Below are 21,120 nucleotides of genomic sequence, written 5' to 3'. Positions count from 1 at the left end.
GGGCTCAGCGGCCGACGGAAATCAGTTCGACTTCGAAGTTCAGCGTGGCGTTGGGCGGGATCACGCCACCCGCACCCCGGGCGCCGTAGGCGATGGCGGGTGGGCAAGTCAGCTTGGCCTTGCCGCCCGGCTTCATGCGCTGCACGCCTTCGGTCCAGCAGGGGATCACGCCATTGAGCGGAAACGAGGTGGGCTCGCCGCGCTTGTAGGAGCTGTCGAACTCCTTGCCGTCCAGGAACATGCCCTTGTAGTGCACCTTCACGGTGTCGGTGGCCTTGGGCGAGTCGCCCGTGCCTTCCTTGAGGGATTCATAGACCAGGCCGCTGGCGGTGGTGACGGGTTTGGATTGGGCCAGGGCGGCAGGGGCAATCACAACGCTTGCAAGCAGCACGCACAGAATGTTTCGCAAAGGGGTCTCCATAGTGGAAGTCGGGTAAGGCCGCGATCTTAGAGCCTGTTCAGTAAAAAACCTCCGTGCAGGCCGGGCCCGCACGGAGGTTTTGTCTGCTGAAGACGGCGTTCGGTCAGGCGTAGTCGGACACCGGAATGCAGCTGCAGCTCAGGTTGCGGTCGCCCCACACGTTGTCCACGCGGCCCACGGGCGACCAGTATTTGGCCTGGCGCAGGGCGGCCACGGGGTAGGCGGCGGCTTCGCGGGTGTAGGGGCGGGTCCATTCGCCGCTCAGCAGGTTCTCGGCCGTGTGGGGGGCGTTCTTGAGCGGGTTGTTGTCCTGGGGCAGCTTGCCCGCTTCGATCTGGCGGATTTCCTCGCGGATGGCGATCATCGCGTCGATGAAGCGGTCGATCTCGAACAGCGTCTCGCTCTCGGTGGGCTCCACCATCAGCGTGTTGGGCACGGGAAAGCTCAGCGTGGGCGCATGGAAGCCGTAGTCGATGAGGCGCTTGGCGACATCCTCGGCCATCACGCCGCTGGTGTCCTTCAGGCCGCGCAGGTCCAGGATGCACTCGTGCGCCACATGGCCGTTTTCGCTGGCGTACAGCGTGGGGTAATGGTCCTTCAGGCGTGCGCTGATGTAGTTGGCGCTCAGGATGGCCGTTTCGGTGGCGGCCTGCAGGCCATCTGCGCCCATCATGCGGATGTACATCCAGCTGATGGGCAGCACGGCGGCATTGCCCAAGGGGGCGGCGCTCACGGGGCCGACCTTGCCGGTGGCGGGGCTCTTGGGCTGGTCGCCCTGGCCGGGCAGGCCAGGAAGGAAGGGCACGAGGTCTTCGACCACACACACGGGGCCGACGCCGGGGCCGCCACCGCCGTGGGGGATGCAGAAGGTCTTGTGCAGGTTCAGGTGGCTCACGTCACCGCCGAACTCGCCAGGCGCGGCCACGCCCACCAGGGCGTTCATGTTGGCGCCGTCCACGTACACGCGGCCGCCGTGGCTGTGCACCAGGGCGCACAGCTCCTTCACGCTGGTCTCGAACACGCCGTGCGTGCTGGGGTAGGTGATCATCACGCAGGCAATATTGCCGCTGTGCTGCTCGCACTTGGCCTGCAGGTCGGCCAGGTCCACGTTGCCGTTGGCGTCGCAGGCCGTCACCACCACCTGCATGCCCACCATCTGGGCGCTGGCAGGGTTGGTGCCGTGCGCGCTGCTGGGGATCAGGCAGATGTTGCGGTGGCCTTCGCCACGCGACTCGTGGTAGCCCTTGATGGCCAGCAGGCCCGCGTATTCGCCCTGGCTGCCCGCGTTGGGCTGCAGGCTGATGCCCGCATAGCCCGTGGCCTCGCACAGCCAGGCGCGCAGTTGCTCGTCCAGCGCCTTGTAGCCCTGCTGCTGGTCAGCCGGGGCAAACGGGTGCATGTTGGCAAACTCGGGCCAGGTGATGGGGATCATCTCGCTGGTGGCGTTGAGCTTCATGGTGCAGCTGCCCAGCGGGATCATGCTGCGGTCCAGCGCCAGGTCCTTGTCGGACAGCTGGCGGATGTAGCGCAGCATGCCGGTTTCGGAGTGGTGGGTGTTGAACACCGGGTGCGTGAGGTAGCGGCTGGTGCGGCGCAGCGCGGCGGGGATCAGGGGCTCGACACCGTTCTCGAACGCATCGAACGTGGGCAGGGCCTGGCCGTCCTTGGCAAAGACCTTCCACAGCAGCTCGATGTCGGCGCGCGTGGTGGTCTCGTCCAGCGAGATGCACAGGTAGCTTTCAAAGTAAATTCGCAGGTTTGCGCCTGACTGTATTGCCTTTGTAGCTATGGATTTGGTAGCGCCATCGGTTTTCAGCACCAGCGTGTCGAAGGTGGCTTGTTCACGCACCGGCGCGCCCAGCTGCACGAGGCCCCGGGCCAGGATGGCGGTGTAGCTGGCCACGCGCTGGGCAATGCGCGAGAGGCCCTCGGGGCCGTGGTAGACGGCGTACATGCTGGCCACCACGGCGGGCAGCACCTGGGCGGTGCAGATGTTGGACGTGGCTTTTTCGCGGCGGATGTGCTGCTCGCGTGTCTGCAGGGCCAGGCGGTAGGCGGGCTTGCCGTGCACGTCCACGCTCACGCCCACCAGGCGGCCAGGCAGGCTGCGCTTGAACTCGTCACGGCAGGCCATGAAGGCGGCGTGGGGGCCGCCCGCGCCCATGGGCATGCCAAAGCGCTGGGTGGTGCCCACGACGATGTCGGCACCTTGTTCGCCCGGCGGGGTGATGAGCGTCAGGGCCAGCAGGTCGGCGGCCACGATGAAGGCGGCCTGCTTGGCGTGGGCTTTTTCCACGTCGGCGCGCAGGTCGTCAATGCGGCCGCTGGTGGCGGGGTATTGGGCCAGCACGGCAAAGTAGTCGCCGGCCAGCAGGCTGTCCCATTCTTCGGCCGAGTTGGCCAGGCGTACGTCCAGGCCCAGGGGTTTGGCGCGGGTCTGGATGACCTCGATGGTCTGCGGGTGGGCGTCGCCCGCCACCACAAACACGTTGCTCTTGCTCTTGACCGAGCGCTTGGCCAGGGTCATGGCTTCGGCGGCGGCCGTGGCCTCGTCGAGCATCGACGCATTGGCAATCGGCATGCCGGTCAGGTCGCACACCATGGTCTGGAAGTTGACCAGCGCCTCCATGCGGCCCTGCGAGATTTCGGCCTGGTAGGGCGTGTAGGCGGTGTACCAGGCGGGGTTCTCCAGGATGTTGCGCAGGATGACGCCCGGCGTGTGGGTGCCGTAGTAGCCCTGGCCGATGAAGCTCTTGAGCACCTTGTTCTTACCCGCAATGGCCTTGAGCTCGGCCAGCGCTGCGGCCTCGGTGGTGGCCGCAGGCAGGTCCATGGCGCGGCTGCGGGCGATGGAGCGCGGCACGATGGAGTCGATGAGCGTGCGGCGCGAGGCCTCGCCGATCACGGACAGCATGTGGGCTTCATCCGCTGCGTCGATGCCGATGTGGCGGGGCAGGAATTCGGCGGCGTTTTCCAGCGCGGACAACGGCAAGGAGGTGGGCAGGGCGGCAGTCATGGCGGGCGTTCGGGGTGCTATGAAAAAAGAAGCTCCTGGCGCTTTTCAGTCGGACGTTTCAGAGGATTTTTCTTTGAAACCCAATGGAATCAAGCGCAGGCAGCTATGGTTTTTGAAACCGGAGACGAATGGGCCAGGCGCCCATCAGGCGTTGGCGGCAAAGGCCGTGTAGGCCGTCTCGTCCATCAGTGCGTCGAGCTGGGCCACATCGGCCAGCTTGACCTTGAAGAACCAGCCAGCGTTCAGCGGGTCGCTGTTGGCCAGCGAGGGGTCGGCGCGCAGGGCTTCGTTCACTTCCACGATCTCGCCGGTGACGGGCATGTACACGTCGGCAGCCGCCTTCACGGACTCGACCACTCCCGCCACGTCACCCTGGCTGAAGGTGGCGCCCACCTCGGGCAGGTCCACAAACACCACATCGCCCAGCGCATCCTGTGCGTGCACGGTGATGCCCACCACGGCAGCGGCTGTGTCGGCGGTGTTGATCCATTCGTGTTCTTTGGAAAATTTGACGGTCATGGGGAAGCTCCTCAAGCAACGGGATAAATAAGGGAATCAGCAATGTAGCGGGCGCAGGCCGCGTTGGTGCGCGGCTGCCTGCGAAATCAGCCGCGAAAGTAGTTGGCGGGGACGAAAGGCATGGCGCGCACTTCCATCGGCACGGCCTTGCCGCGCACGATGGCGTTGACGCGCGTGCCGATGGCAGCAAACGCAGGCAGCACGTAGCCCATAGCCACAGGTTCGTTCACGGTGGGGCCGAGCAGGCCGCTGGTGACTTCTCCGATCTTCTGGCCGTCCTGGCTTTGCAGCTCGGTGTGCTCGCGCACAGGCACACGCTCCAGCGCGACCAGGCCCACGCGCTTGCGCGGCAGGGTGGCCGGGTTGTCGATCTGCGCCAGCACCTTCTCGGCGCCGGGGAATCCGCCCGCGCGTGCACCGCCGGTGCGGCGCACTTTCTGGATGGCCCAGTTCAGCGCCGCTTCGGGCGGTGTGGTGGTGGTGTCGATGTCGTTGCCATACAGGCACAGGCCCGCTTCGAGGCGCAGCGAATTGCGCGCACCCAGGCCGATGGGTTGGACCTCGGGCTGGGCCAGCAGGGCGCGCGCCAGGGTGTCGGCCTGCGCGGTGGGCACGGAGATTTCAAAACCGTCTTCACCCGTGTAGCCGCTGCGGGTCACAAAACAGTCGCAGCCTGCAATGCTGAACGCGCCGCCGGTCATGAACACCAGCTTTTCCACGCCGGGCGCGAGGCGGGCGAGGGCGGTGACGGCCTGCGGGCCTTGCAGCGCCAGCAGGGCGTGGTCGGGCATGGGCACCACCTGGCAGCGCTGGCCAATGCGGGCCTCTATGTGGGCAATGTCGCCCACCTTGCAGGCCCCGTTGACGATGACAAACAGCGTGGGTTCGCCATCCACCACACCCTGGTTGAAGAACATCAGGTCGTCAATGACTGTGCCCTCGTCGGTCAGCAGCAGGCCGTAGCGCTGCTTGCCCACGGGCAGGTCGATCACGTCCACGGGCATCAGGGTTTCAAACGCGGCGGCGGCGTCGGCACCGATGAGCTTGAGCTGGCCCATGTGCGACACATCAAACAGCCCCGCTGCGGTGCGGGTGTGCACATGCTCGGCCATGAGGCCAGCGGGGTACTGCACGGGCATGGAATAGCCCGCAAAAGGCACCATGCGGGCGCCCAGTTCGATGTGCAGGGCGTTCAGAGGCGTGGTGAGCAGGGGGGCGGTGGCGGACATGGCGGAACTCCGGGGCAAATGGGGGCCGCAGCCACACGGGTGGCCACGGGATTTGCCCTGCTGTCCGCTTTACCTGAGAGATTCACCGCAGCGCCCTGGCTGGCCGTGCGGTTTGCTCCTTCGGTGGATGGCCTCATCACGCGGTGCGGTGGGCCATCTCTCTCCAGCAAGGGAACGCCCGCATCACTGCGGGCGGTTGTCAGTCCTTTTGCCTGAGCGTTCGGCTGCTGCCTGCGCCTTCGGCGGTGCTGCGCGCCCTGTTCGGCGGGCGGAGCACTCTCTCCTGACGGGCGGGATTCTAACGCCTACTTGGCATAGACCAGGTCGCGCAAGGCCAGAGAAATCGATGGCACATAGGTGATGACCAGCAGGCATACCAGGATCACGCACACAAAAGGCAGCAGGTGTTTGATGATCCGGTCCAGCGAAATCTTGGCCACCGTGCAGGCCGCAAACAGGTTCACACCAAAGGGTGGTGTGATCATGCCCAGCGCCAGGTTGACCACCATGATCAGCCCGAAATGCACCGGGTCGATGCCGAAGTGCATGGCCACGGGCGCCAGGATGGGCGCGAGCACGATGATGGCGGCGCTGGTCTCGATGAACATGCCGATCACGAACAGCGCCGCATTCACGCCCAGCAGGAACAGGGCGGGGGATTGCAGCACGGCTTCGAGCCAGCGGCCGATGGCATCGGGCACCCCGGCACGCGTGATGAGGAACGCAAACAGCCCGGCATTGGCGATGATGAACATGATCACCGCCGACGAGATGGCCGACTTGCGCAGGATGGCGTACAGGTCTCTGAGCTTGATCTCGCGGTAGATCACCACGCCCACGAGGAGTGCGTAGAACACCGCCACGGCCGATGCCTCGGTGGGGGTGAACACGCCGCCGTAGATGCCGCCCAGGATGATCACGGGCATCAGCAGCGCCCAGCCCGCCTGCAGCGTGGCCTTGCCAAAGGGCATGCGGCCATCGCCGTCGTTCTTGCCCCAGCCCTTGTACTTGCAGTACGCCCATACGAAGAGCATCAGCGCACCGCTGATCAGCAGGCCCGGGCCAAAGCCCGCGATGAACAGCTCGCCAATCGACACCTCGGCGCTCACGCCGTACAGGATCATCGGGATGGAGGGCGGAATGATCACGCCCAGCTCGGCACTGGTGGCCTGCAGCGCAGCCGCATAGCTGGTGGGGTAGCCATGCTTGATGAGCGCGGGGATCAGGATGGCGCCAATCGCAAACGTGGTGGCCACCGACGAGCCCGACACGGCCGCGAAGATCATGCAGGTGAGCACGCAGGTCATGGGCAGGCCGCCCTGCACGCCGCCCACGATGCTCTTGGCAAATTCCACCAGGCGGCGCGAGATGCCGCCGGTCTCCATCAGGTTGCCCGCGAGGATGAAGAAGGGAATGGCCGCCAGCGGAAACTTGTTGATCGAGGCGAACATCTCCTTCACCGAGATCAGCATGTTGGCGTTGGACGCCTGGATACCGAGGATGGATGCAAGACCAATCGATACGGCCACCGAGATGGTGAGCGCGAAGCACAGCACCATCGTGGAAATCATCACGGCGCTCATTGGGCGGTCTCCAGTTCCATGCGCAAGGGGTCAATCAGGTTGCCGATGATGCCCACGGCGCAAAAGACGCCGCCCACGGGCATGGCCAGGTAGGCCCAGAACATCGAGACGGATTCCAGCCCTGCCATGCTCTGCACGCCACCGCGCTGGGCGTAGTCCCAGCCGTACCAGATGACGATGCCAATCAGCGCCAGGGCCGCCAGCGCCACCACCCAGTCCAGCACCCGCCGCAGGGCGGGAGGGCTCCAGCGGTACAGCACATCCACGCTCACCATCGCCCCCTGGCGGAAGGCGGCGGGGATGGCGAGGAACACCATCCAGATCAGGCTGAAGCGGATCAGCACTTCCGTCCATTCGGCGGGCTGCTCCAGCACAAAGCGCATGAGGATCTGGAACATGCCCAGCGAGGCGGACAGGGCCAGCATGGCGCAGGCTGCCAGCATGGCGATGAACGTGGTCCATCGCTCAAAGGTGAGAAAAGCATTTTTCATGGGGCGGTGCCAGCCATGGGCAGTGGTTGAATCAACAGGGGGGACAACACGGTAAGCAATCGGGCAAGAACCAGGGATAAGAATAAAAACGCCCGATAGCGCTGGCGCTACGGGCGTTGGTTGCTACTAAAAAGATAGTAGCGCGGGCATCACTTGACGTCGCGGATCTTGTCGAGTGTGGCCTTGCCGAACTGCTTCTCGAACTCGGCGTTCACCGGGGCCAGGGCTGCCACGAACTTGGACTTGTCGGGGTTGTCCACCACCGTCATGCCCTTGGCGCGCAGGTCGGCCACGCCCTTGGCATCGTCTTCGTCCACGCGGGCGCGGTTGGCCTTGGTGCCTTCCTTGGCGGCGTCGATGAAGGCCTGCTTGTCGGCGGCCGAGAGTTTGTCGAACGAGCCCTTGTTCATCACGAAGATGGCGGGCGAATACACGTGGCCGGTCAGCGTCAGGTGCTTTTGCACCTGGTCGAACTTGGCCGAGATGATCACGGGCAGCGGGTTCTCCTGGCCGTCCACCGTGCCTTGTTGCAGGGCGGTGAACACTTCGGGGAAGGCCATGGGCGTGGTGATGATGCCGAAGCCCTTGTACGCGGCGATGTGCACGGGGTTCTCCATCGTGCGCATCTTCAGGCCCTTGAGGTCCTCGGGCGTGTTGACCGAGCGCTTGCTGTTGGTCATGTGGCGGAAGCCGTTTTCGGCCCAGGCCAGGGCCTTGAAGCCCTTGCTGTCGAACTTGGTCAGCATCTCCTGGCCAATGGGGCCGTCCAGCACGGCGCGGGCGTGGGCCTTGTCGCGGAACAGGAAGGGCACGTCCAGAATCTTGGTCTCTGGCACAAAGTTGGGGATGGGGCCTGTGGAGCTGAAAGCCAGCTCTTGTGTGCCCAGCTGCACGGCTTCGATCGACTCGCGCTCGCCGCCCAGGGCGCCGTTGTAGAAGGTCTGCACCTTGTAGCGGCCGCTGGTGCGCTTTTCGACTTCCTTGGCAAACGTGTCGATGGCAATCCCCTGGTGGGAATTCTGGGCCGTCGAGATGCTGATGCGCATGGTGGTCTGCGCGGCAGCGGTGGCCACAAAGCCGAGCGCGAGGCTCAGGCCGACGACGAGTCTGGTCAATTGCATGGTGTCTCCTGTTGATGGTGGGTCAGGGGGATGCGCTGGGGCCCTTGCGGAGCTGCCCCCGACCTCGCTGAAATTATGGCGGTGCAGCATGGCCGCAGGCATCCGGGTTTGTGCTGGTAAGCGTGCTTATTAACTGGGCGGCAGCGCGTTTGCAGTTGCATTGGTGACACCCCGGGCGCTGGGTTGACGGACCCGTGCACGGGGTCTGTATGGCCGCCGACGGGTGTTCGTGATGGGGCCCGGAATGCCAAGGGCCCCGTGCTGGCGGTAACCAGCCGGGGCCTTGTCAGTTTGTGCACTCCGGTAAGAGCGCCTTGATGAAAGAAGTATGCGCTGCATGGCAGAGATGAATTTGCTGAATTCGCTTGGATTGGTCTTGTTTGCAGAAAAATTTGCTGCACTGGATGGATTTTGTGAATAATCCGGCCGATGGATCGCCTCGACAGAAAAATTCTCGCCGTGTTGCAAGGCAACGCGCGCGCCAGCTTGCAAGAGATCGGCCAGGCCGTGGGCCTGAGCCCGTCGCCCTGCTGGGGCCGCATCAAGAAGATGGAAGAGGCGGGTGTCATCCAGGGCTACACGGTGCGCATCAACCCGCAGTCGCTCGACCTGGCCGACACGGTGCTGGTGCAGGTCACGCTCGACAGCCATTCGGACAACACGCTCGAAAAATTTGGCGAGACGCTGGCCAGCATTCCCGAGGTGATCGAGGCGCATCTGGTGTCGGGCGACTACGATTACCTGCTGCGCATCGTGGTCAAGGACACGCGCGACTACGAGCGCCTGTTGCGAGAGAAGCTCTACAAGATCAAGGGCATCCGCCACAGTCGGTCCAGCTTTGTGCTGCGCACGCTCAAGAAGGCTGATCTGCCGCTTTTTGTGGAGTCGGTTTGAGTAAAAATGGCCGCTTCCGCGCTATGGTCAAGCGCTTTAAGCTATCAAAATAGGAGCATTCAGCGTTTGCTGAAATGCGCTTGGGGGCCCTCACCATGAACCTGCGATTTGTCGAAGCCTTCTACTGGGTGGCCTCCCTCAAGAGCGTGACACGCGCGGCTGAGAAGCTGTTCCTTACGCAGTCGGCCATGTCCAGCCGCATTTCCGCACTCGAAGAAGAGCTGGGCGTGCTGCTGCTCGACCGGCGTGACAAGCACTTCAAACTCACGGTGGCAGGGGCCCGTTTTCTGGTCTACGCCAAGCGCATGCTGGAGCTGCAGCGCCAGCTCAAGACCGAGATGGGCTCGGGTGGGCCGCTGGAGGTGTCGGTCCGCCTGGGCGCCATCGAATCGGTGCTGCACTCATGGCTCATCCCGTGGGTGGAGCAGCTGCGCAAAGACAACCCTTTGCTGGAGCTGGAGCTGACGGTGGAGACCACCCCCGTGTTGCTGGAGCAGATCCGCCGGGGCACGCTGGACGCCGTGTTTGCCGCGCTGCCCGCCGCCGCCGACGGCATTCGCAGCCAGGCCGTCACGCCCATGGAGATGGTGTTTGTGGGCAACAGCAAGGCGCACCGCAAGCGCCGCTACGCGCTCGAAGACTTTGCGGGGGCCGACATCCTGACCTTTCAGCGCGGCTCGCAGCCGCACGTGTCGTTGCTCGACACGCTGCGCCAGGCCCAGGTGGAGCCGCGCTGCGTGCACACCATCTCGTCCATCTCGGCCATGGTCCAGCTGGTGCAGGGCGGCTTTGGCGTGGCCACGCTGCCGCGACTGGCGGTGCAGCGGCTGCTGGCGTTCCCGGACCTGCGCGCGCTGGCCTGCGATACCGCGCTGAAGCCGCTGCCCATCCATGTGAGCTACCGCGAAGACCCCTCGTCACCGGCCATGGAGGCCGTCGTGCGCTCGGCGCTCAGCTTTATCGATGCGCAACAGCCGCCGTCCAAGGCGCGCAAAGCCCGCTCCTGAGCGATTTCGTGCGCGCTTCTTTGCGCACTTCTGTGCGCGCATGCACCGGCGCAGTGCATGGGGCGCAGCGGCTGCAATGTTTATCCGGAGCCGCACGGAAGCAGGACCGGGATGCACGACCTCCAGCACACGCCCCCTCTGCGGCGATGAGGGTGCATTTTTTTGTCCGGGTTAACCCCAAATTCCAACCAAGGGTTAACCCTTGAGCACCAGTCTGGTTCACTCTGCCCCAATGAAGTGCATCGAAAAAATCGATGAGCTAAGAGAAAATTTTTGAATTTGCCAGCAGGCAGCGCAGCCCAACACAATCCGCCCAACGTCATGCAATTGACATTTCTCAATGCAAGGAAACACGGTGGATTCAGTTCAAGACAAAGCGCTGGCAGTGTTTGGCGCCGAGGGCATCAACAACCCCGGCCACGTGCGCAGCATCATCCGGCAAGGGGCCTGGGCATCGCACACCAGCGGCCTGGCGCATGGCCGGGTGCAGGGCAACCTGGTGATCCTGCCCGAGGTGCAGGCGGGTGATTTTCTGCGCTTTTGCCAGCGCAACCCCAAGCCCTGCCCGGTGCTGGCCGTGAGTGAGCCCGGCCAGGTCACGCTGCCATCGCTGGGCCAGGGCATCGACATCCGCAGCGATGTGCCGCAGTACCGCGTGTGGCGCCATGGCGAGCTGGCGCAAGAGGTGACCGACATCACCGACCTGTGGCGTGCCGACCTGGTGACCTTTGTGCTCGGCTGCTCGTTCTCGTTCGAGTCGGCATTGCAGGAAGCCGGTATCAGCCTGCGCCACATCAACGAGGGCAAGAACGTGGCCATGTACCGCACCAACATTGCCACCGAACCCGCTGGGCCCTTTGGCGGCGCCATGGTGGTGTCCATGCGGCCCATGCCTGCGGCCGATGTGATCCGCGCGGTGCAGGTCACTTCGCGTTTCCCCAACGTGCATGGCGCCCCGGTGCACATCGGTGACCCGGCGCTCATCGGCATTGCCGACATTGGCCAGCCCGACTACGGCGACGCCGTGGCCCTGCTGCCCGATGAGATCCCTGTGTTCTGGGCCTGTGGCGTGACGCCGCAATCCGCCATCTTGAATGCCCAACCGGCGTTCTGCATCACCCATGCCCCGGGTTGCATGCTGGTCACCGATCTTCTCAACCACCAACTCGCCAGCTTCTAAGCGGCTTACCCCCAGGAGTCTCCCCATGAAAAAATTTGCACTGTGTATGACGGCCGCCCTCAGCGTGTGCGCGGCCCAGGCCCAGGTCAAGTGGGACCTGCCCACCGGCTACGGTGCCAACAGCTTCCAGACGCAAAACGTGCAGCAGTTCGCCACCGATGTGGACAAGCTCACGGGCGGCAAGCTCAAGATCACCTTGCACCCGGGTGGCTCGCTGTACAAGGCCAACGAGATCAAGCGTGCCGTGCAGACCGGGCAGGTGCCGTCGGCCGAGTTCATCCTCTCGGGCGCATCCAACGAGAACCCGCTGTTTGGCGTGGATTCGATTCCCTTCCTGGCCACGAGCTACGCAGACTCCAAGCGCCTGTACCTGGCCGCCAAGCCTGCGCAAGAGAAGCTGCTGGCATCGCAGGGGGTGAAGGTGCTGTTCACCGTGCCATGGCCCGGCCAGTCGCTGTATTCGCTCAAGCCCCTGAGCACGCCTGCAGACTTTGCGGGCACCAAGATGCGTGCCTACAACCCGGCCACCACGCGCATTGCGCAGTTGCTCAAGGCCCAGCCCGTCACCATCCAGCTGTCCGAGCTGGGCCAGGCCCTGGCCACCAACACCGTGCAGAACTTTCTGACCTCGAGCGCCAGCGGCGTGGAATCCAAGCTGTATGAGCAGGTGAAGCACTTCTACCCTGTCAGCGCCTGGCTGCCGCGCAACGCCACGGTGGTCAACCAGAAGGCCTTTGATGCGCTCGACAAGCCCTTGCAGGACGCCGTGCTGAAGGCTGCTGCAGACGCCGAAGCGCGCGGCTGGGCCACCAGCGAGCGGGTGGACAAGGAGTTCATCAAGGAGCTGGCTGCCAAGGGCATGACCGTGGCCGAGCCCAGCGACAGCATCAAGAAGGAACTGGCCAGCATCGGCGAGTCGATGACCGCCGACTGGGTGAAGTCGGCCGGTGCCGAGGGCCAGGCCATCATCGACGCCTACCGCAAGAAGTAAGCGCCGCGCTCCAGGCCCCGCCACGGGGCCGGGCTGCACCCCAGCGCGTGCTGCCCCCGTTTTCAGTCACTCCCTTTTTCAATTTTTCAAGCGTTACCGGAGTACGCCATGGACAAACTCGTCCGAAATTTCTACAGGCTGCTGATGCTGCTGTCCGGCATCTCCATGCTGGCCGCGTTCGCCGCTGTCACGCTGGGCGTGTTTGCCCGCGAAGTCATCCACCTGAACATCGACGGGCTCGATGCGTACGCAGGCTACGCCATCGCCGCTGCGCTGTTCTTCGCCCTGCCCAGCACACTGCAAAACGGCGACCACATCCGCGTGACGCTGGTGCTGGACCGCCTGCCAGCGCGCCTGCGCTCGGCATTCGAATGGTTCTGCCTGAGTGCGGCGCTCGCGCTCACGCTCTACATCGCCTGGTACGCCGTGCGCTCGGTGTGGATTTCGTACATCACTCACGACATCTCGCCCGCAGCCGACGCCTCGCCGCTGTGGATCCCGCAGCTCAGCATGGCCATGGGCTGCATCGGCTTTGCGCTGTCGTTTGCCCATGCCCTTGTCTTGCGCTTCCAGGGCGTGGCCTTCATGGCCGTGTCCGAGTCGGCTCGTTCTGAATAACCCGAACCCGGAGACACCATCATGGACGTCATCATCGCTTTGGGCTTGATCGTGGTGCTGTTTGCAGTGCTCGGCTCGGGTCTGTGGATCGGCCTGTCACTGCTGGCAGTGGCCCTGGTCGGCATGGAGCTGTTTACCAACCGCCCGGTGGGCGACAGCATGATGCTGACCATCTGGGGGTCCACCTCCAGCTGGACGCTGACTGCTTTGCCTCTTTTTCTGTGGATGGGCGAGATCCTCTTCCGCAGCAAGCTGTCGAGCAGCATGTTCAAGGGCCTGGCCCCATGGCTGGAGCGCCTGCCGGGCCGCCTGCTGCATGTGAACGTGGTGGGCTGCACCATCTTTGCCGCCATCTCGGGCTCGTCGGCCGCCACCTGCGCCACCATCGGCAAGATCACGCTGCCTGAACTCAAGCAGCGCGGCTACCCCGAAGAAATTTCGGTGGGCACGCTTGCAGGGGCTGGCACGCTGGGCCTGCTCATCCCGCCGTCGATCATCATGATCGTCTATGGCGTGGCAGCCAATGTGTCGATCTCCAAGCTCTTCCTGGCGGGCGTGATTCCGGGCCTGCTGCTCGCGGCACTGTTCATGGGCTACATCATCGTGTGGGCGCTGTTCAACAAGGACAAGGTGCCTGCGCCCGATGCCCAGCTGAGCTTTGCACAGAAGCTCTACGCCTCGCGCCACCTGATCCCTGTGGTGTCGCTCATCGTGGTGGTGCTGGGTGCCATCTACAGCGGCATCGCCACGGCCACCGAGGCCGCCGCGCTGGGTGTGGCCGGGTCGCTGATCCTGGCCAAGATCGAGGGCTCGCTCAACTGGGCCCGCTTCAAGGAAGGCCTGGTGGCCGCCTGCCGTGTGTACTGCATGATCGGCCTCATCCTGGCGGGCGCAGCCTTCCTCACGCTGGCCATGGGTTTCATCGGCCTGCCACGGCACCTGGCCGAGTTCATTGGCGCGCTGCACCTCTCGCCGTTTGCGCTGATGCTGCTGCTCATCGTGTTCTTCATCCTGCTGGGCTGCTTCCTGGATGGCATCTCCATGGTGGTGCTGACCATTGCCGTGCTGCTGCCCACCGTGGAAGCTGCAGGCTTTGACCTGGTGTGGTTCGGCATCTTCATCGTGCTGGTGGTCGAGATGGCGCAGATCACGCCGCCCGTGGGCTTCAACCTGTTCGTGCTGCAGGGCATGACGCGCCGTGAAGTCACCTGGATCGCCCGCACCGCGCTGCCCTTGTTCGCCCTGATGATCGTCGCGGTCATCATGACCTACTTCGTGCCCGACGTGGTGCTCTGGCTGCCACGCCAGATGCAGGGCTGATCCACCGCACTGCGACCCAGCCTGCACAGGAGTCCCCCATGAAAACCGTTGTGTTGCTGGCCGCGCTTGCCGTGGCCCAGATGGCGCACGCCCAGACCCAGTGGAAACTGGCCACGGGCTACCGCGCGGAGTCCTTCCACACCCGCAATGTGGTGCAGTTTGCGCAAGACGTGGAGCGCGCCTCGGGCGGGGCGCTGCGCATCGAGGTCCATGCCAACAACACGCTGTTCAAGCTGGGCGAGATTCCCCAGGCGGTGCAGGACGGCAAGGCCCAGGCGGGCGAAACCATCATGACCAGCCTGGTGCAGGGCATGCCCATTGCAGGGGCCGACACCGTGCCATTTCTGGTGCGCAGCTACGCCGATGCGCGCCGCCTGTGGGACCTGCAGCGCCCGCTGATCGACGGGCACTTTGCGGCCAAGGGCCTCAAGGCCCTGTATGCCGTGCCGTGGCCGCCGCAGGGGCTGTTTTCCGTCGGGCCGGTGCGCTCGTCGGCCGACTTCAAGGGCACGCGCATGCGCACCTACAACCCTGCCACCGTGCGCATTGCCGAGCTGCTGGGCGCCACCCCGGTGGACGTGCCCATGGTCGAGGTCAACAAGGCGCTGTCGGCAGGCAAGCTCGACTCCATGATCACCTCGGCTCTGACCGGGGTGGAGAACCAGGTCTGGGGCCAGATCAAGCAGTACTACGGCATCAATGCCTGGCTGCCCAAGAACATCGTGTTTGTGAACCAGCAGGCGTTTGACGCGCTGCCCCCCGCTGCGCGCCAGGCCGTGACCCAGGCGGCGGCCGAGGCCGAAACACGTGGCTGGGCCCTGAGTGCCGCCGTGGCCGACGAGTCGGTGGGCGAGCTGCAGCGCAAGGGCATCAAGGTCGAGCGCGCATCCGCCGAGCTGGACACGGAACTCAAGCGCCTGGGCGAACGCTTCTCCCGCGAATGGGTGCAGTCGGTGGGCAACGAGGCCAACAAGATTTTCATTCCCTACTACTTCCAACGCTAGTCCGACTTCCAACGCCAGTCCGTTGGTCCTTCAGTCCGTCAGTCCGTTAGTCCTTCAGTTCATTCGTTAACCAGTGAGTCCTATCACCATGCAAGCACCCTCCACCATGACCACCGCACCGGCCGGCAACCGCTGGCAGTTCTGGATCGACCGGGGCGGCACCTTCACCGACATCGTGGCCAAGCGGCCCGATGGCTCGCTGACCACGCACAAGCTGCTGTCTGAAAACCCCGAGCAGTACAAAGATGCCGCCGTGGCGGGCATTCGCCACCTGCTGGGCCTGCAGCCCGGCGAACCCGTGACCCCGGCGCTGGTGGAGTGCGTGAAGATGGGCACCACCGTGGCCACCAATGCGCTCTTGGAGCGCAAGGGCGAGCCCACGCTGCTGGTCACCACCAAGGGCTTCAAGGACGCGCTGCGCATTGCCTACCAGAACCGCCCGCGCCTGTTCGACCGCCACATACAGCTGCCCGAGCTGCTCTACACCGAGGTCATCGAAGCCCGCGAGCGCATGGGCGCCCGTGGCAACCTGCTGCAGAACCTGGACGAAGCCACTCTGCGGGGCGACCTGCTGGCCGCTTACGGGCGTGGCCTGCGCAGCGTGGCCATTGTGTTCATGCACGGCTACCGCTACACGCAGCACGAGCAGGCGGCAAAGCGCATTGCCAAAGAGGTGGGCTTCACGCAGATCAGCACCTCGCACGAAACCAGCCCGATGATGAAGTTCGTGAGCCGGGGCGATACCACGGTGGTCGATGCCTACCTGTCGCCCATCCTGCGCCGCTATGTGGAGCAGGTGGCCAGCGAGATGCCGGGCGTCAAGCTGTTCTTCATGCAGTCGTCCGGCGGCCTCACCGATGCGGGCACCTTCCAGGGCAAGGACGCGATCCTCTCCGGCCCGGCGGGCGGCATTGTGGGCATGGCGCGCACGGCGGGTCTGGCGGGGCATGAAAAGGTCATCGGCTTTGACATGGGCGGCACCAGCACCGACGTGAGCCACTACGCCGGTGCCTTCGAGCGCGAGTTCGAGACCCATGTGGCCGGTGTGCGCATGCGCGCGCCCATGATGAGCATCCACACGGTGGCGGCGGGCGGTGGCTCGGTGCTGGCGTATGACGGCTCGCGCTTCCGCGTGGGCCCCGAGAGCGCAGGTGCCAACCCGGGCCCGGTGAGCTACCGCAGGGGCGGCCCGCTGGCCGTGACCGATGCGAACGTGATGGTGGGCAAGGTGCAGCCGCGCTACTTCCCCAGCGTGTTTGGCCCGGCGGCCAATGAAACGCTGGATGCTGATGCGGTGCGCGCCCGCTTCCAGGAGATCGCCACCCAGACCCAGCGCCAGCCCGAGGAAGTGGCCGAAGGTTTTATCCAGATCGCCGTGCAGCAAATGGCCAACGCGATCAAGAAGATCAGCGTGGCGCGCGGCTATGACGTGACGCGCTACACCCTGCAATGCTTTGGTGGCGCGGGCGGTCAGCACGCCTGCCTGGTGGCCGATGCTCTGGGCATGTCGCGTGTGTTTGTGCATCCGCTCGCCGGTGTGCTCAGCGCCTACGGCATGGGCCTGGCCGACCAGACTGTGATTCGCGAGCAGGCGGTGGAGATGCCACTGGCCGCCGCATCGCTGCCCCTGATTGCTGAACGCCTGGACACACTGGGCTCTGCCGCACAGGCCGAGCTGGAGCGCCAGCAGGTCAGCGCCAACCCGGTGCAGGTGCGCCACAACGTGCATGTGCGCTACGAAGGCACCGACTCGGCCCTGGTGGTGCCGTTTGGCGACATCACCAGCATCCAGGCGGCCTTTGAAAAGGCCTACCGCCAGCGCTTTGCCTTCCTGATGGCGGGCAAGGGTCTGGTGGTGGAGGCCGTGTCGGTCGAGGCCATGATCGCAGGCGATGCCCCCGCCGAGCCGCGCCTGCCCGTGCACCCGCACCGCAAGCACCCGCAGCGCGAGAGCGTGCGCATGTACTCGGGCGGCGAGTGGCACACCGCCGCGCTGGTGGTGCGCGAAGACCTGCACCCCGGCGACGTGATTCCCGGCCCGGCCATCATTGCCGAGAAGAACACCACCACCGTGGTGGAGCCCGGCTGGTCTGCGCGCCTGACCGATCTGGACCACCTGGTGCTGGACCGCGTCACGGCGCGCAAGGTGCAGTACGCCGCAGGCACCACGGTGGACCCGGTGCTGCTGGAGGTGTTCAACAACCTGTTCATGAACATCGCCGAGCAGATGGGCCTGCAGCTGCAGAACACGGCCTACTCGGTCAACATCAAGGAGCGCCTCGATTTCAGCTGCGCGCTGTTCGATGCCGCAGGCAACCTGATTGCCAACGCACCCCACATGCCCGTGCACCTGGGCAGCATGGGCGAGAGCATCAAGACCGTGATCCGCGAGAACGCGGGCAAGATGCACCCGGGCGATGTGTACATGCTCAACGACCCGTACCACGGCGGCACGCACCTGCCCGATGTGACGGTGATCACCCCGGTGTACGTGGCCGAAGGCGCCGAGCCCACGTTTTATGTGGGCAGCCGGGGCCACCATGCCGACATCGGTGGCACCACGCCGGGCTCCATGCCACCGTTCTCCACACGCATTGACGAAGAGGGCGTGCAGATCAACAACGTGAAGCTGGTGGACCGGGGCATCTTCCTGGAAGACTCCGTGCGCAACCTGCTGGCCACCGGCGGCGGCACCACGCCATACCCCAGCCGCAACCCCGAGCAGAACCTGGCCGACCTGCGTGCGCAGATTGCCGCCAACGAAAAGGGTGTGCAAGAGCTGTCGAAGATGGTGGAGCAGTTTGGTCTGGATGTGGTGCAGGCCTACATGTGCCACGTGCAAGACAACGCCGAAGAATCGGTGCGCCGCGTGATCACGCAGCTCAAAGACGGCCAGTTCACCCTGCCGCTGGACAACGGCGCGCAGATCAGCGTGTCGGTGAAGGTCAATGTGGCCGAGCGCAGTGCGGTGATCGACTTTGCGGGCACCAGCCCGCAGCAGATGAACAACTTCAATGCCCCGCGCGCCGTGTGCATGGCGGCCGTGCTGTATGTGTTCCGCACGCTGGTGGACGACGACATCCCGCTCAACGCCGGGTGCCTCAAGCCGCTGCAGGTCATCATCCCGCAAGGCTCCATGCTCAACCCCAACCCGCCGGCCTCGGTGGTGGCGGGCAATGTGGAGACCTCCACCTGCATCACCAACGCGCTGTTTGGCGCCCTGGGGGTGATGGCGGGCAGCCAGCCCACCATGAACAACTTCACCTTTGGCAATGCGCAGTACCAGTACTACGAAACCATTGCCGGTGGCAGCGGTGCGGGTGCGGTGTTCGATGCTTCAGGCCGCACGGTGCGCGGCTTTGACGGCACCAGCGTGGTCCAGACCCACATGACCAACTCACGCCTGACCGACCCCGAGGTGCTGGAGTTCCGCTTCCCCGTGGTGCTGGACAGCTACGAGATCCAGCGCGGCTCGGGCGGTGCAGGGCGCTGGGCGGGCGGTGATGGCGGTGTGCGCCGGGTGCGGTTCCTGGAGGCCATGACGGCCAGCATCCTCTCCAACGGGCGCCTGAACCCCGCCTTTGGCATGGCGGGCGGCCAGCCCGGGCGCGCGGGTGCCAACCGGGTGCTGCGCGCCAATGGCCAGGTCGAGGAACTGGGCCACATCGGCGCCGCGCTCATGGAGCCGGGCGATGTGTTCGAGATCTCCACGCCCGGCGGTGGCGGGTTTGGAGAGTGCGTGGCGCACTGACCGCAGCGATGAAGGCGGGACGCTGGCTGCACTTGCCGCCAGCGCTGCCCTCAGCCCCGCCCCAGCCCCGCCGGGTGCGGGGCACGGATGAACCAGGAGAACACGCATGAACTACTTGCCCGCTACATCTGGTGTGTCTCAAGGCACCTCCCTGTCTGGAGCGCGTGTGGATGCGCCCCATCCGGCGCCACGGGCCGATGCGGCCCCGGCGCACGCTGCGGCCCGGCGGCAAGGCCGCAGCCTGAGCGTGGGCTAGAAGCTCGCTGCCAGCTTTGGCATCCTGGGCCTGGCCGTGGCGCTGCTGGGGGCCACCACCTGGATGACGGGTGAGGGCACGGGCCGTCAGGCCGCGCTGCTGACGGCGGAGCAGCTGCCCATCGAACGCTCGGTGCGCGACTGGAAAACGCAGTCGGTGGCCATCGGCCAGATTGCGCTGCGCGCCACGCTGTCGTCGGACGTATTCCCGCTGGTGGCCGAGATGCGCACCCAGCTGGCCGCCGAAGACGCCCAGCGCAAGCGCATCGAAGAAGCCCTGGCCCAGGCATCGACCGCCGAAAGCACCAAGCCCCTGTGGGCCCAGGCCCAGGCGCAGCGGCAGCGCTATGCGGTGCTGCGCGATGCACTGGTGCAGAACGCGCTCGAAGCCAAGATCATCAGCCAGAAGGAGTTGCAGGAGCATGCCGCCGCCCTGGCCCAGTACCTCACGGCCATCGACCAGCTGCTGGCAGCGTCAGAGCAGGCGTCTTTGCGGGCGGGCGACAGCATGATGCGTGACGCCTCGCGTGCGCAGTGGATCAGCGCGATTGCCGTGCTGGTGGTGGTGGGGCTGTCGGCGCTGTTTGGCTGGCTGCTGCGCCGCTCCATCGTGTTGCCGCTGCGCCAGGCGTCCGACGCCGCTGCCGTGGTGGCGCGGGGCGATCTCACGGTGCGCATGGACACGCAGCGCACCGACGAGATCGGCCAGTTGCTCACTGCGCTGGACAAGATGGTCGAGTCCCTGCACTACGTGGTGACCGAGGTGCGCGACTCGGGTGAATCCATCCATGTGGCCAGCTCCGAAGTGGCGGCGGGCAACACCGACCTGAGCGCGCGCACCGAACATGCCGCCAGCAACCTGCAGCAGACGGCGGCCAGCATTGCCCAGCTGGCGCAGATGGTGGCGGCCAATGCCGACAGCACGCGCCAGGCCAATGCCTTGGCGCTGAACGCCACCGAAGTGGCCAGCAAAGGCGGCGAAGTGGTCCACCAGGTGTTCAAGACCATGGAAGAGATCAACGCCAGCAGCAAGAAGATTGCGGACATCGTGGGCATCATCGACGGCATTGCGTTCCAGACCAACATCCTGGCGCTGAACGCCGCCGTGGAGGCCGCGCGCGCAGGCGAGCAGGGGCGCGGCTTTGCCGTGGTGGCGAGCGAGGTGCGTGGCCTGGCCGGGCGCAGCGCCAATGCGGCGCGCGAGATCAAGGCGCTCATCTCTGACAGCGTGGCCAAGGTGAGCGATGGCGCCAAACTGGTGGTGGCTGCGGGCTCCACCATGGGTGACATCGTGCACAGCGTGGAGCGCGTGACCACGCTGATGTCCGAGATCAACGAGGCCAGCAGCGAGCAGAGCACACAGATCGGCCAGGTGAGCCAGGCGGTGGACCAGCTCGACCACATGACCCAGCAGAACGCCGCGCTGGTGGAAGAGGGCGCGGCGGCGGCGCAAAGCCTCAAGGACCAGGCCAACCGACTGGCCGGGGCCATGGGGCAGTTTCAGCTGGACCGGGCAGCGTAAAAATCAATAAAAAAAGGCTCTCTTCCATTTCGGGTGGAACACGACAGTTCAAATAAACCCATTGACACCCCCCGAACAGGAGCCCTCCCCATGCAAGAAGCGTTGTTCTGCCAGGCATTGGGGCTGGCCGCGCCCTGGGCTGTGGAGCGTGTTGCACTGGACGTCGAGCGCAGCCGCATCGACCTGTACGTGGTCTGG

17 protein-coding genes and 2 riboswitches are annotated in these 21,120 nt (G+C 65.1%); of the genes, 10 read left to right on the top strand and 7 right to left on the bottom strand.

Going from position 1 to position 21,120, the window contains the following annotated elements:
- Window positions 1–4 precede the first annotated feature (4 nt).
- The 7 genes from A1D30_RS21535 to A1D30_RS21505 all read right to left on the bottom strand — a co-directional run bounded on the left by A1D30_RS21535 (window position 5) and on the right by A1D30_RS21505 (window position 8,380).
- Window positions 5–409, bottom strand: coding sequence for an FKBP-type peptidyl-prolyl cis-trans isomerase (locus A1D30_RS21535; RefSeq protein WP_109791011.1), 405 nt, complete (start codon window positions 407–409; stop codon window positions 5–7).
- Window positions 410–524: 115 nt separating this feature from the next.
- Entirely contained in the window at window positions 525–3,437 is a 2,913-nt protein-coding gene (gene gcvP / locus A1D30_RS21530) for an aminomethyl-transferring glycine dehydrogenase (RefSeq protein WP_063462773.1), read from the bottom strand.
- Window positions 3,438–3,581: 144 nt separating this feature from the next.
- A complete protein-coding gene (gene gcvH, locus A1D30_RS21525) occupies window positions 3,582–3,956 on the bottom strand; it encodes a glycine cleavage system protein GcvH (protein ID WP_063462772.1) in 375 nt (124 codons plus the stop codon).
- Between the two features lie 86 nt (window positions 3,957–4,042).
- On the bottom strand, window positions 4,043–5,185 hold the full coding sequence (gcvT, locus tag A1D30_RS21520; protein WP_063462771.1) for a glycine cleavage system aminomethyltransferase GcvT: 1,143 nt from the start codon (window positions 5,183–5,185) through the stop codon (window positions 4,043–4,045).
- 50 nt (window positions 5,186–5,235) lie between these two features.
- A riboswitch (glycine riboswitch) is annotated at window positions 5,236–5,362 on the bottom strand.
- Window positions 5,363–5,383: 21 nt separating this feature from the next.
- Window positions 5,384–5,473: riboswitch (glycine riboswitch) on the bottom strand.
- 17 nt (window positions 5,474–5,490) lie between these two features.
- Window positions 5,491–6,768, bottom strand: a complete 1,278-nt coding sequence (locus A1D30_RS21515; protein WP_063462770.1) for a TRAP transporter large permease — start codon at window positions 6,766–6,768, stop codon at window positions 5,491–5,493.
- A complete protein-coding gene (locus A1D30_RS21510) occupies window positions 6,765–7,259 on the bottom strand; it encodes a TRAP transporter small permease (RefSeq protein WP_063462769.1) in 495 nt (164 codons plus the stop codon). The genes A1D30_RS21515 and A1D30_RS21510 overlap by 4 nt, the downstream gene beginning before the upstream one ends.
- A gap of 149 nt (window positions 7,260–7,408) precedes the next feature.
- The gene (locus tag A1D30_RS21505; protein ID WP_063462768.1) at window positions 7,409–8,380 is read right to left on the bottom strand and encodes a TRAP transporter substrate-binding protein; all 972 of its coding nucleotides are present in this window, start codon (window positions 8,378–8,380) and stop codon (window positions 7,409–7,411) included.
- A gap of 429 nt (window positions 8,381–8,809) precedes the next feature.
- Here A1D30_RS21505 and A1D30_RS21500 point away from each other — a divergent pair, with 429 nt between their 5' ends.
- The 10 genes from A1D30_RS21500 (at window position 8,810) to A1D30_RS26530 (ending at window position 20,922) form a co-directional block, all read left to right on the top strand.
- Window positions 8,810–9,274 (top strand): Lrp/AsnC family transcriptional regulator, encoded by a 465-nt coding sequence (locus tag A1D30_RS21500; RefSeq protein ID WP_063462767.1) that lies wholly within the window; start codon window positions 8,810–8,812, stop codon window positions 9,272–9,274.
- Between the two features lie 95 nt (window positions 9,275–9,369).
- On the top strand, window positions 9,370–10,281 hold the full coding sequence (locus A1D30_RS21495) for a LysR family transcriptional regulator (RefSeq protein WP_063462799.1): 912 nt from the start codon (window positions 9,370–9,372) through the stop codon (window positions 10,279–10,281).
- A 403-nt stretch (window positions 10,282–10,684) separates the two neighbouring features.
- Window positions 10,685–11,461 (top strand): putative hydro-lyase, encoded by a 777-nt coding sequence (locus tag A1D30_RS21490; RefSeq protein WP_063462798.1) that lies wholly within the window; start codon window positions 10,685–10,687, stop codon window positions 11,459–11,461.
- Between the two features lie 25 nt (window positions 11,462–11,486).
- Window positions 11,487–12,452 carry a TRAP transporter substrate-binding protein gene (locus tag A1D30_RS21485; RefSeq protein ID WP_063462766.1) on the top strand — a complete coding sequence of 322 codons (966 nt, stop codon included), beginning with the start codon at window positions 11,487–11,489 and terminating at the stop codon, window positions 12,450–12,452.
- 108 nt (window positions 12,453–12,560) lie between these two features.
- Window positions 12,561–13,070 (top strand): TRAP transporter small permease, encoded by a 510-nt coding sequence (locus tag A1D30_RS21480; protein WP_063462765.1) that lies wholly within the window; start codon window positions 12,561–12,563, stop codon window positions 13,068–13,070.
- 21 nt (window positions 13,071–13,091) lie between these two features.
- Window positions 13,092–14,390 (top strand): TRAP transporter large permease subunit, encoded by a 1,299-nt coding sequence (locus tag A1D30_RS21475; RefSeq protein ID WP_082836570.1) that lies wholly within the window; start codon window positions 13,092–13,094, stop codon window positions 14,388–14,390.
- A 38-nt stretch (window positions 14,391–14,428) separates the two neighbouring features.
- Window positions 14,429–15,394: a TRAP transporter substrate-binding protein gene (locus A1D30_RS21470; protein ID WP_063462763.1), complete on the top strand. Its 966-nt coding sequence runs from the start codon at window positions 14,429–14,431 to the stop codon at window positions 15,392–15,394.
- A gap of 88 nt (window positions 15,395–15,482) precedes the next feature.
- A complete protein-coding gene (locus A1D30_RS21465; RefSeq protein ID WP_063462762.1) occupies window positions 15,483–19,145 on the top strand; it encodes a hydantoinase B/oxoprolinase family protein in 3,663 nt (1,220 codons plus the stop codon).
- Window positions 19,146–19,251: 106 nt separating this feature from the next.
- On the top strand, window positions 19,252–19,401 hold the full coding sequence (locus A1D30_RS26535; protein ID WP_242421978.1) for a hypothetical protein: 150 nt from the start codon (window positions 19,252–19,254) through the stop codon (window positions 19,399–19,401).
- Between the two features lie 36 nt (window positions 19,402–19,437).
- Window positions 19,438–20,922, top strand: a complete 1,485-nt coding sequence (locus A1D30_RS26530) for a methyl-accepting chemotaxis protein (RefSeq protein ID WP_277922027.1) — start codon at window positions 19,438–19,440, stop codon at window positions 20,920–20,922.
- Window positions 20,923–21,120 lie beyond the last annotated feature (198 nt).

It is taken from the genome of Acidovorax sp. GW101-3H11 (assembly GCF_001633105.1).
GTDB lineage: Bacteria > Pseudomonadota > Gammaproteobacteria > Burkholderiales > Burkholderiaceae_C > Acidovorax.
The sequence above is the reverse complement of the archived record's forward strand: the minus strand, read 5'-3'. Positions and strand labels throughout refer to the sequence as shown.